Origin of the sequence: Thauera mechernichensis (assembly GCF_029588855.1) — a bacterium.
GTDB lineage: Bacteria > Pseudomonadota > Gammaproteobacteria > Burkholderiales > Rhodocyclaceae > Thauera > Thauera mechernichensis.
The window spans coordinates 1-14788 of record NZ_JARQZE010000006.1 but is presented as its reverse complement, the minus strand read 5'-3'; the positions used below and the strand labels follow the sequence as shown (position 1 = coordinate 14788).

The window sequence follows — 14788 nt, the reverse complement described above, 5'->3', positions numbered from 1 at the left end:
CTCGATCATGTGCGCATGCACAAGGCTGCGCTTTGCGGCAGAATGCCGGGCTTTTCCATTGACATATTACGGAGCCGGCCCAGATGCCTCGCAAACCCGCTTTCCGCACCCTCGCCGTTGGTATTGCGCTGCTTGGCGGCGCAGCCTTGCTCGGCGGTTGCGCCACCGAGCAGTCGCGCACGCTGGAGGTGGCCAAGGTGGCCTCGGCCGGCACGGTATACACCGGTCAGCGCAGCCTCATCGCCGTGGGCAAGTTCGATAACCGCTCCAGCTTCATGCGCGGCATCTTCACCGATGGTGTCGACCGCCTCGGCAGCCAGGCCAAGACCGTCCTGATCACCCATCTGCAGCAGACCGGGCGCTTCAACGTGCTCGACCGCGACAACATGGCGGAGATCAAGCAGGAGGCGGCGCTCGCCAAGTCGGCGCAGAACATCAAGGGCGCTACCTTCGTCATCACCGGCGACGTCACCGAGTTCGGCCGCAAGGAAACCGGCGACAAGCAGCTGTTCGGCATCCTTGGGCGCGGCAAGTCGCAGATCGCCTACGCCAAGGTCAATCTCAACGTGGTCAACGTCGAGACCTCGGAAGTGGTCTATTCGGCCCAGGGCGCAGGCGAGTACAGCCTCGACAACCGTGAGGTCATCGGCTTCGGCGGCACCGCGGGCTACGACTCCACGCTCAATGGCAAGGTGCTCGACCTCGCCATGCGCGAAGCGGTCAACCGCCTGGTCGAGGGTATCGAGTCCGGCGCCTGGCAACCCGGCCGCTGATCGGCACGCAACGGAAGCTCCACGATGATGCGTTTCCTGTCTGCACGGCGCTCGGCCGTGCTTGCGCTCGCCACCACCTTGCTGCTGGTTGGCTGCGCCACCGGCCCGCAGCCGCTCTACTACTGGGGCGACTACCAGCCCGCGCTCTACGGCCACTTCACCAAGGAGGTCGGGCCGCAGGAGCAGATCGCCAGCCTCGAAGCCGGCCTGGAGAAGGCGCGTGCCGCCGGCAGGCCGGTGCCGCCGGGCTACAACGCGCACCTCGGCCTGCTGTACGCCGAAGGCGAGCAGGGCGACCAGATGGTGAAGTACTTCGAAGCCGAGAAGGCGCTCTATCCGGAAAGCGCCGGCTACATCGACTTCCTGCTCGGCAAGTTCAAGCGAACGAATTGAGGCGCCCGACGATGCGATTCCGAACCCCTTCCATCCGCTCGGCGCAGGCCGGGCTGGCCGCCGCGTTTGCCGCCGCCCTCATCGCCACCGGCTGCGCGACGCCCACGCCCTACGACTACAGCGCTTTCAAGCAGAGCCGCCCGGCCTCCATCCTGGTGCTGCCGCCGCTCAACAGCTCGCCCGACGTGGCCGCCACCTACAGCATGCTGTCGCAGGTCACGTTGCCGCTGGCAGAGTCCGGTTACTACGTGCTCCCGGTCAGCCTGGTGGACGAGACCTTCCGCCAGAACGGGCTGTACAACCCGCCCGAGATGCACGAGGTGGCACCGCAGAAGCTGCGCGAAATCTTCGGTGCCGACGCCGCGCTTTACATCAACATCAAGCAGTACGGCACCAGCTACGCCGTGCTGGCGAGCGAAAGCCGCGTCACCGCCGAGGCCAGGCTGGTCGATCTGCGCAGCGGGCAGTCCTTGTGGCAGGGCGAGGCCACCGCCTCCAGCGCCGAAGGCCGCAGCTCCAGCGGCGGCCTGGTCGGCCTGCTCGTGCAGGCCGTGGTGGCCCAGATCGTCGAGAGCGTGACCAACAGGTCGCATCCCATCGCCGGCATCACCAGTAACCGCCTGCTGGCGGCAGGCAGGCCGAGCGGCATGCTGTACGGGCCGCGTTCGCCTAATTATCAGAAGGATGGAAGTGTGCCGCGCTGACACGCGCCTCGGGGCGGGTGAGGCCCCGAGCACCGTGCGATGAGGAATTGACGGCCCATCCCCATCAGTACAAACTAGTCACAAAGCTAGTCAGGAGGCGTGATCATGCATGTGTGGCCGGTACAGGACGCGAAGGCGCGGTTCAGCGAGTTCCTCGACAGCTGTCTGGCCGAGGGACCGCAGATGGTCACCCGGCGAGGTGTCGAGGCCGCGGTATTGATTCCGGTGCAGGAGTGGCGCCGCCTGCAGGCCGCGGCGCGGCCCTCGCTCAAGGCCCTGCTGCTGGCGGATGAGGCGCGCATCGAAGAGCTCGTTCCCGCGCGCGGCACGGTCAGGCGCCGCGCGCCGGTGGATCTGGGCTGATCCACATGTACCTGCTCGATACCAACGTCGTCTCCGAACTACGCAGGCCGCGGCCCCACGGCGCCGTAGTCGCCTGGCTGCAGTCGGTGGAGGACGCCAGCCTGTTCCTGTCGGCGGTCACGCTCGGCGAGATTCAGGCCGGGATTGAACGCACGCGCGAACAGGATCCGGCCAAGGCCGCCGAGATCGAAGCCTGGCTCGAGCGCGTGGCCAGCGCCTGGAACGTGCTGGCGATGGATGCTGCGGCCTTCAGGGAGTGGGCGAGGCTGATGCACCGCCAGTCCGACACACTCTACGAGGACGCGATGATTGCGGCGACTGCGCGGACGCAGGGTCTCACCGTTGTCACACGCAATGTTGCGGATTTCAAAACCCTCGGGGTAGATGTGTTGAATCCTTTCGCGTAGCCGCGTCCGCGCCGATGGTTGGCGAAAGCGACCATCCGTCGTGCTTACCCCGCCAGCGCCCTTGCGTGATGCCGCAGGTGGTCGTCGATGAAGCTGGCGATGAAGTAGTAGCTGTGGTCGTAGCCCGGCTGCAGGCGCAGCGTCAGCGGGTGGCCGGCGGCGGTGGCGGCGGCGTGCAGGGCCTCGGGCTTGAGCTGTTCGGCGAGGAAGCCGTCGGCTTCGCCCTGGTCGACCAGCAGCGGCAGGCGTTCGCCGGCTTGCGCGATCAGCGCGCAGGTGTCCCATTCGCGCCACTGCGCGCGGTCTTCGCCCAGGTAGCGCGACAAGGCCTTTTCGCCCCAGGGACACTGCATCGGATTGCTGATCGGCGCAAAGGCAGACACCGAGCGGTAGCGCCCCGGGTTGCGCAGCGCGCACACCAGCGCACCGTGGCCGCCCATCGAATGCCCGCTGATGCCGCGGCGGTCGGAGGCGGGGAAGGCTGCCTCGATCAGCGCCGGCAGTTCCTCGACCACGTAGTCGTACATGCGGTAGTGGCGTGACCACGGCGCCTGGGTGGCGTTTACATAGAAGCCGGCGCCGTGGCCGAAGTCCCAGGCGCCGTCCGGGTCGCCGGGCACATCGGCGCCCCGCGGGCTGGTGTCGGGGGCGACGATGATGAGGCCGAGCTCGGCCGCCATGCGCTGCGCCCCCGCCTTCTGCATGAAGTTCTCGTCGGTGCAGGTGAGCCCCGACAACCAGTACAGCACTGGCAGGCGGGCGCCTGCCTGCGCGGCCTGGGGCGGCAGATAGACCGCGAACACCATGTCGCAGCCGAGCACGTCCGAGTGGTGGCGGATGCGCTTGTGCCAGCCGCCGAAGCTCTTCTGGGTGCTGAGGATCTCCAGGCTCACGATCTGCTCTCCCGCGTCAGAAATGGATCACCGTGCGGATGCTCTTGCCCTCGTGCATCAGCTCGAAAGCCTGGTTGATGTCGTCGAGCGGCATGTTGTGGGTGATGAAGGTGTCGAGCGGGATCTCGCCCCTCTGCGCCTTCTGCACGTAGCTCGGCAGCTCGGTGCGGCCCTTGACGCCGCCGAAGGCGCTGCCGCGCCACACGCGGCCGGTGACGAGCTGGAATGGCCGGGTGCTGATCTCCTGCCCCGCGCCGGCCACGCCGATGATGGTCGATTCGCCCCAGCCCTTGTGGCAGCACTCGAGCGCGGCGCGCATCAGCTTGACGTTGCCCACGCACTCGAAGGAGTAATCGACGCCGCCGTCGGTCATGTCGACGATGACCTCCTGGATCGGCTTGTCGAAATCGTTCGGATTGACGAAGTCGGTCGCGCCCAGCTCGCGGGCGATGTCGAACTTGGCGGGGTTGATGTCGATGGCGATGATGCGCCCGGCCTTGGCCATCTTCGCGCCGATGATCGCCGCCAGGCCGATGCCGCCGAGGCCGAAGATGGCCACGCTGGCGCCTTCTTCCACCTTGGCGGTGTTGAGCACCGCGCCGATGCCGGTGGTGACGCCGCAGCCAAGCAGGCAGACCTTGTCGAGCGGCGCGTCCTTGGGGATCTTGGCGAGCGAGATCTCGGGCACCACGGTGTATTCCGAGAAGGTCGAGGTGCCCATGTAGTGGTAGATCGGCTGCCCCTGGTAGGAGAAGCGCGTGGTGCCGTCGGGCATCAGGCCCTTGCCCTGGGTGGCGCGCACCGCCTGGCACAGGTTGGTCTTGCCCGACTTGCAGAACTTGCACTCGCGGCATTCGGCCGTGTACAGCGGGATCACGTGGTCGCCCACGGCGAGCGAGGTCACGCCTTCGCCCACCGCCTCGACGATGCCGCCGCCCTCGTGGCCGAGGATGGACGGGAAGATGCCCTCGGGGTCGTCGCCCGACAGCGTAAAGGCGTCGGTGTGGCACACGCCGCTGGCGACGATGCGCACGAGCACCTCGCCCTTCCTGGGCGGTTCGACATCCACCTCGACGATCTGCAGGGGCTGGTTGGCGGCAAAGGCAACCGCGGCGCGGGATTTGATGGTCATGGCGGACATCCTGATGGCAAGCGGGCCCACGGCCTGCGACCGGCAAAGTATCGCCATGCCGCTAAATCCGATAAATGATTAATTTGAGATTTCACGCTTCCATTTTCTGGAATACTCCAGGCTTCGGCCTGGCCCTGGCCAAACTGGATTCCGAGCATGCTCAACCGCCTGGAGATGCTGCGCATCTTCTGCACCGCCGCCGAATCGCACAACTTCAAGGACGCCGCCAAGCGCCTCGGCGTGTCGCCGCAGGCGGTCACCCGCGCCGTGAAGGAGCTGGAGGACCACGTCGGCGAACTGCTCTTCCACCGCAATACCCGCCACAACCGCATCACCGAGTTCGGCGAGCAGCTTGCGGCGCGCGCGCGCCACAGCCTGCAGGGCGTGGATGCGATCTTCCACGGCGCCGAGCAGGCGCGCGACAGTGAGCTGGCCGGCCTGGTGCGCATCACCGCGCCGCGGGCGCTCGGCCGCCACGGGCTGATGCGCGTGCTCGGCGCCTTGTGTGCGCAGCACCCCGGGCTGCAGCTCGACCTGCGCTTTTCCGACCAGTTTGCCGACATGGTCGACGAGCAGATCGACATCGGCATCCGTGTCGGCGTGTTGCGCGACAGCCGCTTCGTCGCACGCGCGGTGTCGCGCGTGTCCTTCCACATCGTCGCCGCGCCCGAACTGCTCGCGCGCTGCGGCGCCCCGGCGACGCTGCAGGACCTGGCCGAGCGCCCCACCACCGTCGCCATCGACCCCAACACCGGGCGGCCATGGGCGTGGTTCCTGGCCGGCGGCCAGCAATGGCTGCCGCGCGCGCCCACCTTCGCCACCGACGACACCGGCGCCGAGGCCGAGGCGGTGCTGGCCGGCGTCGGCTTCGGCCAGCTCACCGCCTACCTGGCGGCGCCGCACCTGCGCGCAGGGCGCTTGGTCGAGGTGCTGCCCGAACTCGCGCCCGAGCCCTGGAGCCTGTCGGTGTACCGCCCGCAGCGCGGCCCGGTGGCGGCGCGCATCCGCCTGGTGTTCGACCGGCTGGTGGAGTACTTCGGCGAGCGCGCGCAGTTTCCGTAGTCAGGGCGCCCGGCGGCCGCTGCCCGTGTGCGCCGGCAGCGCCGAGTCAGCCGCCCACAGGTGCGCGGCGATGAGCGCGCGCCACGGCGAAAAACCCGCCAGCCAGCTGCGCGCATCGTGCTCGCCGAGCCTGTCCGGCGCGCCGAGCAGTGCCTGCAGCGCACGCCGCACGGCCGCATCGCCGTGCAGCGAGCCGTCCATCCAGCCGAAACCGCGCAGCAAGGTGTAATCCACCGTCCACGGGCCAACGCCGCGCACGCTCAACAGCTGGTTGCGGATGTCGTCCACCGCAAGCGTGTGCAGCCAGGCGTCGAGCGGCAGCGCACCGTCCGCCACCAGGTGGGCAAGGGTGTGCAGGGTGTTTGCCTTGGCCGCGGAGAAGCCCTCGGCGCGCAGCGCCGCCACCGTCAGCGCCGCCACCCGGCCGGCGTCCGGGTAGCACATCAGGCCGCAGGTGTGGCGCACCCCCGCCGCCACAATCAGCTTGCGCCGCAACGCAACCGCCGCCCCCAGGCTGATCTGCTGCCCGGTCACCGCCCAGCTCAGCGCCTCGAAGGGCGTCGCCGCCACCGCCACGCGCAAGCCGGCCTGGCGAGCGATCAGCGCGCCGGCCTGCGGGTGCGCACGGTGCTGGCGCTCGAAGGACTCGATGTCCTGGGTCAGCCCGAGCATGCGCCGCACCATGGCCTGGAACCGCGCCGAGCACTCCGCAGCCGCCGCGCCGTCGATGGCGAGCTCGGCCACCGCCCGACCCGGCTCGAAGCGCAGCGCCAGGCACGCCGCCAGGCCGTTCCACACCAGCCCCTTGCGCAAGGACGCCGCGCCTGCCGACTCGGCCACTTCATGCGCGTCACGGCGGTGGTAGGCGAGAATGTCGCCCGGCCGGAAGGTGGCGGGCAGCGCGAGAGTGCAGGAGAGTGTGGTGGGCATGGGGGGCGCTTGCTGTGCTTCGACTGGATCGGATGCCATTCGTGCAGGCCAATGCCAGGACTGCACTCAAGATGACGGAACGTCCGGTGAATTCCGTGCTTCGTCGGTCCTGGCGCCCGGCGCTATCGGCAGGCGCAGATCGGATTCCTCCATCCACTCCCGCCACACAGCCATCAGTACCGCCAGGACCACCGGGCCGAGGAACAGCCCCACCAGCCCGAACGCCGCCAGCCCGCCCAGCACGCCGAACATGACCAGCAGGAAGGGGATGCGCGTCGCATTGCTGATCACCAGCGGGCGCACCAGGTTGTCGACCCAACTCACCACCAGCACGCCCCAGGCGAGCAGGCCGAGCCCCTCGACAGTGTCGCCGCGGATCAGCAGCCAGACGACCACCGCCCCCCAGGCGAGCGGTGTGCCGAAAGGGATGAGGGCGATCAGCGCGGTGATCGCGCCGAGCAGCACCGGCGCCTGCATGCCCGCCCACCAGTAACCCAGACCCGCCACGAACCCCTGCGCAAGCGCGGTGGCAACCAGCCCCCAGACGACGGCCTTGGTCATGTTGCCGACCGCTGCGAGGTAGTTGTCGATACGGCTACCCAGGAACCGGTACAGCACGCGGTGGACCTGACTCAGCACTGTCTCGCCGTCGCGGAACAGGAAGAACACGGTGATCAGCGCAAAGCCCAGTTTGGCGGCATTGCGACCGACGTCGCCCACCAGCCCCACCAGATGGTCCGCCCCCTGGCTGACCCAATTGGTCATCTGTTCCCGAAATGACTCCGGGTCACGCACCACGTCGTCGAGTACGCCCTGCAGATACGTCCCCAGCCACGGTAGCGTATGGATGAACTCGGGCAGCGTTGGTGGCCCCTGGCGGAGCTGAGCGGTCAGCGCGGCGATGGCCGAGCCGATCTCCCCGCGCAACAGGACGGCAATCCACAGCGCGGGCAGCACGAAGGCCGCCGTCAGCAGCATTGTCATCAGGAAGGCGCTGAGACCCGGATAGCGTGTCAGGCGATCGCGGAGGCGCAGGAAGAGCGGCCAGGTCGCGTAGGCGACGATGATCGCCCACGCGACCGGTACGATGAACAGATGCAGCACCGCGTAGCCGAGCAGCAACAGCCCGCCCAGCAGAAAACCCAGGATGACTCGGCGCACCAGGCGTTCGGCGACCTGGTCGATCATGGTCGGTGCGCCCAGCGAGTCACGGCTTCACCGGGCCTCGATCGGGGGGTGCTCGCGAACACGGCCATCCGGCTCTCCTTCGAGCGGAGTCTCTGTATCAAGCTCCGGCAGGCGCACTGCCAGAACCTTGTCGATGCGCTTGCCGTCCAGATCGATCACCTCCAGGCGCCAGCCCTCCCAGGTGGCCACGTCGCCGGTGCCGGGCAGGCGGCCGAGCAGCCACATCATCATCCCCGACAAGGTGTGATAGCGGCCCTTGTCTTCCTCGGGCACCTGCTTGAAGCCGAGCCGGTCCTTCATCTCGACGATGGGAATGAGCCCATCCAGCAGCCAGGAGCCGTCCTCGCGCTGCACCGCCCAGGCATCCTCGTCGTCCTGGGTCACGAATTCGCCCGTGACCGACTCGATCACGTCGTGGAGGGTGACCATGCCGAGGACCTCGCCGTACTCGTCGATCACGAACACGAAGTAGGTGCCCGAACTCCTGAAGCGATCGAGCAGTTCCATGCCGGTCAGCGATTCGGGCACATAGACCGCCTCCTGCAGATCCTTCGTGAGGTCTACCGGCTCGCCGCGGAGCACCTGCGCAAAGAGCTTCTTCGAGCTTGCAACTCCCAGGATATCGTCGAGACTGCCGCGGCACACCGGAAAGCACGAATGCGCCGATTCTGCGACCAGGGCGAGGTTCTCGTCGAGCGGGCGGTTGACGTCCAGGCAGATGACATCCGAACGCGGCACCATCAACGAGCCGATCTGCCGCTCATCGAGGCGGAACACATTGCGCACCATCTCGTGCTCGCTCTTCTCGATCACGCCGGCCTCCGAACCCTCGTCGAGCAGGGCATGAATCTCTTCCTCGGTCACTGTCGACACCAGCGTCTCGCGCTGGCCCATCAGACGCAGAATGAGGGATGTCGAGCCTGACAGGAGGCGAACGAAGGGGCGTGAGACGCCTGCAAGCATGCTCATCGGCCGCGCCACCAGGCGGGCGATACCTTCCGGGTCGAGCTGGCCCAGGCGCTTCGGTACCAGTTCGCCGATCACGATCGATACATAGGTGATCATCACGACGACCAGGGTGGTCGCGCCGATCTCGCTCGGACGCTCGGCCACGCCCAGGCGTTGAAGCCACTCGGCCAGCGGACCGGCGAGCGCAGCCTCGCCGAAGATGCCGCTGAGGATGCCGATCGACGTGATGCCGATCTGGATGGTGGACAGAAAGCGGTTCGGGTCCTCGCCGAGCTGGATGGCGACGGCCGCAGCCCGGTCGCCATCCTCGGCCAGTCGTGCGAGGCGTGCGCGCCGCGCCGTGACCAGGGCGATCTCCGACATGGCGAATACGCCATTGAGCAGGATGAGGGTGACGAGTATCAGGATATCCATGGCGGACTCTTGCGCTGAATCAGTGCGACGGCGGTGTCGGAGGCGCGCCGTTTTCCGCATTCACCTCCAGCCCAAGCGCGCGTGCTCGCTTCACCCACAGTTGCCGGGCGAGATGCTGCATGTCATCGACCTTGTCGCCCTCGTCGACGATCTCGATGCCGAGCAGTGTTTCGACCACGTCTTCCAGGGTGACCACGCCCTTGGTCTCACCGTACTCGCCAATCACCACTGCGATGTGGTGGCGCTTGTCCAGCAGCAGTTCGAGCAGGGTCGACAAGGGGGTGGCGCCGGCGACGGCCAGGATGTCGCGGCGCAGAGCGGTCAGCGGCCGGTTGCCCGTGCCCTGCGTCTGCGCCAGCAGCAGATCCTCGCGCAGCACGAAACCGGTCACGGCGTCCAGGTCGGTGGCGTAGACCGGGATGCGGGAAAAGGGCGTGCTCATCTTCGCCTGCAAGGCGTCGGAAATGTTCAGGCCCTCGGGCAGGGCCACCATCACTGTGCGCGGCGTCATGATGTCCTGCGCACGCAGCGAACCGAAACGAAACAGGTTGCGGATGATGCGCGATTCGCGGTCGTTGATGTGTCCGGCTTCCTGCCCGATGTTGGCCATGGCGATGAACTCGTCGCGGCTGAAGACATGCACCGTCTGCCCGCGTGCGATCAGTTTGGTGAGTTTCTCGGACACCAGGATGAGCGGATACATGCTCTTGATCAGGATGTTCACGTACAGCGCGGTGATGCCGGTCAGACTGCGCCAATACACCGCACCCAGGGTCTTCGGCAGGATCTCCGAGAGGAACAGGATCAGCAGGGTCATCACGGCCGAAAACACGCCGAACCAGGCGCTGCCGAACACTGCCGTAGCCTTGGCGCCGGCGCCGATGGCCCCCACGGTATGGGCAATGGTGTTCAGGGTGAGGATCGCGGCCAGCGAGCGGTCGATGTTCTCGCCCTTGAGCTTCTTGAGCAGGGCGGCGCGCTTGGGGTCGGAGCTTTCGAGCTCAGCGATGAAGGACGGCGTGATGCTGAGCAGCACGGCTTCCGCCACCGAACACATGAAGGAGAACAGCAGTGCGAGCAGCACATAGGTGAGGAGCAGGATGACGTCGCTGCTCGATGGGTCGGCAACCAGGCCGGTGTCTGCGGCTGCCGGAAGCGCCAGGCCGAGAAGCAGCAGGCCGGCGCAGAGGTGGAAGCGAGAGGAAAGGTAAGATCGAGGCTCAGGGTCGTTCATGAAAGGCGCGTACCGGTGTGCCGGACGCTGCAGTTGAGAAGCGGCGAGACTAGCAGAAAATGCCTTCACCGGATGTGCGCTTGCGCGGCATGGGGCCGTCCTCTGTGGTGCCCGGAACGAAATGCCGGCGTGCGGGACGAACACAGGGCCATGTCATGGATGGCCCGACCCCCGCAGCGGGCCGGGGCATCGCCTGCCGGACCAAACCGCCCATGAGATCAATGTCCTGATGATCCGACTCCAGAACCTGAGCATGCACTACACCCTGGGCGACTCGCGCATCGACATCCTGCGCGACGTGAGCCTCAGCATCGCCGCCGGCGAACGCGTGGCGATCGCCGGCCCCTCGGGCACCGGCAAGACCTCGTTGCTGTTGCTGCTCGCCGGACTTGAGAGGCCCGCAGCGGGGTCGGTGCTGTTTGATGGTCGTGCGCTGGAGACGCTGGATCGCGATCAACTTGCCGACCTGCGGCGCGACCGCATGGGCATCGTGTTTCAGTCATTCCATCTGGTGCCCAGCCTCAGTGCACTGGACAACGCCGCGCTGCCGCTGGAAATTGCCGGCCGGCGGGATGCGCGCGAGCGTGCCCGGGCGATGCTCGATCGCGTAGGGCTGGGCGGGCGGCTCGATCACTACCCCGGACAGCTTTCCGGTGGCGAGCAGCAGCGCGTGGCGATCGCTCGCGCGCTGGTGCATCAACCCAAGCTGGTGCTCGCAGACGAGCCCACCGGCAACCTCGACGACCGCACCGGTGCCGCGATCGGCGAACTGCTGCTCCATCTGAACGCCGAGAGCGGGACGACCCTGGTACTGGTCACCCACGACATGCGCTTCGCCGCACGGTGCGACCGTGTGCTCCGTCTGTCCGGGGGGCAGCTCGTAGAGAATGAACCGCTTGCGGCGGTGTCCGATGCCCACCCTGCTTAAGCTCGCCTGGCGCGATCTGCGCGGCAGCGGGCGCACGCTATGGGTGTTCTGCGCCTGTCTGGCGCTGGGCGTGACCCTGATCGCGGCCAGTGGTGGACTGTATCGCCAGGTTGGCGCCAGCCTGCTGGCCGATACCCGCGTGCTGTTCGGCGGCGATGTCGAGGTCCGCACCCGGGTGCCGCTGCCCGAAGAGATGCTGGAGTGGATGCAGGCACGCGGCACCGTATCGCGACTGATCGAGTTTCGCACCATGCTGATGACCGCGGCGGGTGATGCGCATCTGGTCGAACTGCAGAGCACCGACGACACCTATCCCCTTTACGGCACGGTGGAACTCCTGCCGGCACAAGCCTTGAATGACGCACTCGCCGTTCGGGGCAGCGTGCATGGCGCGGCCGTTGACCGCGTGCTCGCCGAACGGCTGGCCTTGACGGTAGGCGAGCGCATCGAGCTCGGCGAGAGCCTGCTGGAAGTGCGCGCCATCATCGCGCGCCAGCCCGACCGTAGCCTGCGTGCCGACTGGAGCGGCCCGCCCGTGCTGATCTCTGCCGCCGCCCTCGCGGATACCGCGTTGCTGCAACCCGGCAGCCGCCCCGAGTATCGCTATCGGGTGCGCAGCGAACTCGCGCCGAACGCCTGGCGCGAAGCGTTCATGAGCGCCTTCCCCGACAGCGAGGCTGAGGTGCGCACCTTCATCGAGCGCAATGCCCGGCTGGGTGAAGTCCTCGGACAGATCGGCTCGGGCGTGCTGTTGATCGGCTTCAGCGCGCTCTTCATCGGTGGGCTGGGGGTGTTCAACAGCGTGCAGGCTTACCTGCAGGGCAAGCTCGGCACCCTCGCCACACTGCGCGCAGTGGGCTTGCGCGACGGCCGGCTGGCGGCTGTGTATCTGTTGCAGATCCTGATCCTGGCCGGCGCGTCGGCTCTGGGCGGCGTGCTGTTGGGCGCCTTGCTGGCGGTGATTGGCAGTAGCGTGGTGGCCGAACGCCTGCCGCTCGCCGGGGCGTGGACGGTGCTGATCGCACCGCTCGCCGCCGCATGGTTGATGGGGGTGCTGACCGCGCTGCTCTTCGCGCTGCCCGCGCTGGGCCGCGCGCTCACCATCGAGCCTGCCGCCCTGTTCCGCGGCGTGCTCGGCGTCACCATCCGCACGCCCGCTCGTGCCTGGTGGCTCACCGCGCTCTGCGCCCTGGTGGCGGTCGGCTTTCTGCTGGTCGTGATGCCGGACCCGTTGTTCGGCCTTGCCTTTGTCGCCGCGCTGTTGCTGGTGCTGGCCTTGCTCGAAGGGCTGGTGCGACTGTTGCGGATGCTGGTACGGCGTCTGGCCGGTAGTCCCTGGCTGGTGGGCCGGTTCGCCTTGCGCATGGCTGTCACCGGCCTGTACCGGGCCGATTCGCCGCTGCGTCCAACCCTGCTTTCACTCGGCTCCGCGCTCACGCTGCTGGTCGCGTCGACCCTGGTCGTGCTTGCGCTGCTGCACACCATCGAGGAGACCGTCCCTGAGCGCGCGCCTGCGCTGGTGTTCTACGATATCGCCGCCGCGCACAAGGACGACTTCGAAGCGCTGGTGCATGAAGCCCCGTCGCTCGAACAGGTCGATCTCGCGCCATTGATCCTGGGCCGCCTCGCCGCCGTCAACGACGAAGCACTGCGTGACAGTGCCGACCCGCGCCGCCGTCTGGAGGCGCGTGACGAGCACAAGATGAGCACCCTGCAGAACAATTTCGACCAGGTGGTCGTCACCCGCGGCGCCTGGTGGCCGGACGACTACCGCGGTCCGGCACGGGTGGCGATGGAAGACCGCGAAGCCGATCAGCTCGGCCTGCAGGTCGGCGACACGCTGGCGTTCGAGATTCTCGGCCAGCGGATCAGCGCGGAGCTCGTCGCGATCTATGCCCAGAAGCGCTTCCAGTCGCGCCTGTGGCTGGAGGCGATCTTCTCGGACGGCGCGCTCGATCCCTTCATCACCCGCTACGTCGGCCTGGCCTACATGAACGGGGCGGATGCGGTCGCCACGCAGAACCGCATCGCCGCTGCACAGCCCAACGTGGTCACGGTGCGCACCGACCTGCTCCTCGACGAGGCGCGCGCCATCCTGGGCCGTGCTGCGGCAGGTCTGAGCGCGATTGCAGCGGTCACCCTGAGCGCCAGCCTGCTGGTACTGGTCAGCGTCATCGCCGCGGGTCGCGCACGGCAGATCTATCTCGCCACCTTGCTCAACACCCTCGGCGCCAGAGTCCGTGCCATCGGTCACGCCCTGTATCTGGAGTATCTGCTGCTCGCGGCACTGACGACGGCCTTCGCCAGCGTGGCCGGTAGTGCGCTGGCCGCACTGCTGCTGCACTACCGGCTCCAACTCGATGCGCCCTTGGGCTGGTTCGCCGGCAGCCTGCTTGCGGCGGTGATCAGCGTGGGGGCGCTTGGGTTCGGCGCTCACTATCTCCTGCGCCAACTGCGCATGTCGCCGGCAGCGCTGTTACGTAGCGCTGGTGGCTGATCTTCATGCCAGCCTGACCACTTGCCCATGCTCGCCGCCTGTATGGGAGCCCTTCTGTCCGCTGTTGGCGACCGGGGCGGTGGCGGGCATGGCGGCTCTCATGGTGTGCGAAGCTGCTTTCAGGTGACGCGTGATAGGGACTGTGGGGGCGGCCGAAGGCGGCTGTTCGGCCACTTCTGTCGTTGGGCCTGCGGTTTCTGTAGGTCTGCAAATCGCAAGTCACCGGCCGTTCCGAGCTGAACTGCGTCGAACGACATCTTCTCTCTCCGGCGAACTCGCGCAACCGGTCCTCGACCATCGGAAAGACTGGCTGGCTCCGTCAGTGCCTTACGGTTCTCGTCGTCATCGGAAATGCGGTCGGCAAGAAGTTGATCGCTTCGTTCCCGTACCAGTCCAGCACACTCTGAGATAGGTTTTCCCCGGTCCTAGCAGCGTGATGCAAAAGCCGGCGGTACCGCGCCAGCACTGAGGTTCAGGTCGTATTTCATCGTGACATCGTTTTCCGGAATCGCCTTCGCACCGCGTTCGAATTGTCTTCGTGGCCGCACCGGCGACCGCGAAGGTCCGTTTGCGCGCCTGTGCTCATGCCTTCACCTCCGAAACGCTCAATTTCGCGATTCGGAGCAGGTTGTATGCAGCACCGGAAATGAAGGCCGCCATCTGGGTCTTCGCCTGGCCGATGAAACGGGTCTTTCGCAATCCGCCGACCGTTTTCAACCAACCGAAGATCTCCTCGACGCGCTTTCGCTTTCGCTGGCTGACCTGGTAGCCCTCGGTTCGGGTGGTTCGCCCATCCAGGCCGGGCGTCTTCCGATCCTTGATGCGCGCGATGTGCGGTCGCACCGCGTGCTCGCGCAGGTGCCCCACAAATTCCTTCACGTGATAGCCCTTGTCGGCGCCG

15 protein-coding genes are annotated in these 14788 nt (G+C 67.2%); 8 read left to right on the top strand and 7 right to left on the bottom strand.

What is annotated here, in order from left to right:
* The first annotated feature begins 83 nt into the window (after positions 1-83).
* From P7F68_RS10380 to P7F68_RS10360, 5 genes are all read left to right on the top strand, one after another.
* The gene (locus P7F68_RS10380; RefSeq protein ID WP_270068698.1) at positions 84-773 is read left to right on the top strand and encodes a CsgG/HfaB family protein; all 690 of its coding nucleotides are present in this window, start codon (positions 84-86) and stop codon (positions 771-773) included.
* 24 nt (positions 774-797) lie between these two features.
* Positions 798-1166, top strand: coding sequence for a DUF4810 domain-containing protein (locus P7F68_RS10375; RefSeq protein WP_277832927.1), 369 nt, complete (start codon positions 798-800; stop codon positions 1164-1166).
* Between the two features lie 11 nt (positions 1167-1177).
* Positions 1178-1870, top strand: coding sequence for a DUF799 domain-containing protein (locus tag P7F68_RS10370; RefSeq protein ID WP_002944153.1), 693 nt, complete (start codon positions 1178-1180; stop codon positions 1868-1870).
* Between the two features lie 105 nt (positions 1871-1975).
* Positions 1976-2233, top strand: coding sequence for a type II toxin-antitoxin system Phd/YefM family antitoxin (locus tag P7F68_RS10365; RefSeq protein WP_002944152.1), 258 nt, complete (start codon positions 1976-1978; stop codon positions 2231-2233).
* A 5-nt stretch (positions 2234-2238) separates the two neighbouring features.
* Positions 2239-2640 carry a type II toxin-antitoxin system VapC family toxin gene (locus P7F68_RS10360; protein WP_002944151.1) on the top strand — a complete coding sequence of 134 codons (402 nt, stop codon included), beginning with the start codon at positions 2239-2241 and terminating at the stop codon, positions 2638-2640.
* A gap of 44 nt (positions 2641-2684) precedes the next feature.
* Here the strand turns inward: P7F68_RS10360 and fghA are convergent, their stop codons facing one another.
* Together fghA and P7F68_RS10350 are read right to left on the bottom strand one after the other, a co-directional pair.
* A complete protein-coding gene (fghA, locus tag P7F68_RS10355; RefSeq protein ID WP_277832921.1) occupies positions 2685-3533 on the bottom strand; it encodes an S-formylglutathione hydrolase in 849 nt (282 codons plus the stop codon).
* 16 nt (positions 3534-3549) lie between these two features.
* A complete protein-coding gene (locus P7F68_RS10350; protein ID WP_002932009.1) occupies positions 3550-4665 on the bottom strand; it encodes an S-(hydroxymethyl)glutathione dehydrogenase/class III alcohol dehydrogenase in 1116 nt (371 codons plus the stop codon).
* A gap of 156 nt (positions 4666-4821) precedes the next feature.
* Here P7F68_RS10350 and P7F68_RS10345 point away from each other — a divergent pair, with 156 nt between their 5' ends.
* Positions 4822-5727: a LysR family transcriptional regulator gene (locus P7F68_RS10345; RefSeq protein ID WP_002944149.1), complete on the top strand. Its 906-nt coding sequence runs from the start codon at positions 4822-4824 to the stop codon at positions 5725-5727.
* Here the strand turns inward: P7F68_RS10345 and P7F68_RS10340 are convergent, their stop codons facing one another.
* From P7F68_RS10340 to P7F68_RS10325, 4 genes are all read right to left on the bottom strand, one after another.
* The gene (locus P7F68_RS10340) at positions 5728-6657 is read right to left on the bottom strand and encodes a DNA-3-methyladenine glycosylase family protein (protein WP_277832918.1); all 930 of its coding nucleotides are present in this window, start codon (positions 6655-6657) and stop codon (positions 5728-5730) included. It lies immediately after the preceding gene.
* A gap of 66 nt (positions 6658-6723) precedes the next feature.
* Positions 6724-7845: an AI-2E family transporter gene (locus tag P7F68_RS10335; RefSeq protein ID WP_277832916.1), complete on the bottom strand. Its 1122-nt coding sequence runs from the start codon at positions 7843-7845 to the stop codon at positions 6724-6726.
* A gap of 27 nt (positions 7846-7872) precedes the next feature.
* A complete protein-coding gene (locus tag P7F68_RS10330) occupies positions 7873-9228 on the bottom strand; it encodes a hemolysin family protein (protein WP_277832914.1) in 1356 nt (451 codons plus the stop codon).
* A 19-nt stretch (positions 9229-9247) separates the two neighbouring features.
* Positions 9248-10462, bottom strand: a complete 1215-nt coding sequence (locus P7F68_RS10325; RefSeq protein ID WP_277832912.1) for a CNNM domain-containing protein — start codon at positions 10460-10462, stop codon at positions 9248-9250.
* A gap of 229 nt (positions 10463-10691) precedes the next feature.
* Here P7F68_RS10325 and P7F68_RS10320 point away from each other — a divergent pair, with 229 nt between their 5' ends.
* Positions 10692-11390, top strand: coding sequence for an ABC transporter ATP-binding protein (locus P7F68_RS10320; protein ID WP_277832910.1), 699 nt, complete (start codon positions 10692-10694; stop codon positions 11388-11390).
* Entirely contained in the window at positions 11374-13887 is a 2514-nt protein-coding gene (locus tag P7F68_RS10315) for an ABC transporter permease (RefSeq protein WP_277832908.1), read from the top strand. Before P7F68_RS10320 ends, P7F68_RS10315 begins: the two co-directional genes overlap by 17 nt.
* A gap of 582 nt (positions 13888-14469) precedes the next feature.
* Here the strand turns inward: P7F68_RS10315 and P7F68_RS10310 are convergent.
* On the bottom strand, positions 14470-14788 hold a 319-nt coding region (locus tag P7F68_RS10310), incomplete at its 5' end, for a transposase (RefSeq protein WP_277832906.1).

Bases quoted from the DNA above. Each gene is read 5' to 3' on its own strand.
- P7F68_RS10345 (WP_002944149.1), top strand. From the start codon at position 4,822: ATGCTCAACCGCCTGGAGATGCTGCGCATCTTCTGCACCGCCGCCGAA.
- P7F68_RS10380 (WP_270068698.1), top strand. From the start codon at position 84: ATGCCTCGCAAACCCGCTTTCCGCACCCTCGCCGTTGGTATTGCGCTG.
- P7F68_RS10335 (WP_277832916.1), bottom strand. From the start codon at position 7,845: ATGATCGACCAGGTCGCCGAACGCCTGGTGCGCCGAGTCATCCTGGGT.
- P7F68_RS10375 (WP_277832927.1), top strand. From the start codon at position 798: ATGATGCGTTTCCTGTCTGCACGGCGCTCGGCCGTGCTTGCGCTCGCC.
- P7F68_RS10340 (WP_277832918.1), bottom strand. From the start codon at position 6,657: ATGCCCACCACACTCTCCTGCACTCTCGCGCTGCCCGCCACCTTCCGG.
- P7F68_RS10360 (WP_002944151.1), top strand. From the start codon at position 2,239: ATGTACCTGCTCGATACCAACGTCGTCTCCGAACTACGCAGGCCGCGG.
- P7F68_RS10370 (WP_002944153.1), top strand. From the start codon at position 1,178: ATGCGATTCCGAACCCCTTCCATCCGCTCGGCGCAGGCCGGGCTGGCC.
- P7F68_RS10320 (WP_277832910.1), top strand. From the start codon at position 10,692: ATGATCCGACTCCAGAACCTGAGCATGCACTACACCCTGGGCGACTCG.
- P7F68_RS10365 (WP_002944152.1), top strand. From the start codon at position 1,976: ATGCATGTGTGGCCGGTACAGGACGCGAAGGCGCGGTTCAGCGAGTTC.
- P7F68_RS10325 (WP_277832912.1), bottom strand. From the start codon at position 10,462: ATGAACGACCCTGAGCCTCGATCTTACCTTTCCTCTCGCTTCCACCTC.
- P7F68_RS10330 (WP_277832914.1), bottom strand. From the start codon at position 9,228: ATGGATATCCTGATACTCGTCACCCTCATCCTGCTCAATGGCGTATTC.
- P7F68_RS10350 (WP_002932009.1), bottom strand. From the start codon at position 4,665: ATGACCATCAAATCCCGCGCCGCGGTTGCCTTTGCCGCCAACCAGCCC.
- P7F68_RS10315 (WP_277832908.1), top strand. From the start codon at position 11,374: ATGCCCACCCTGCTTAAGCTCGCCTGGCGCGATCTGCGCGGCAGCGGG.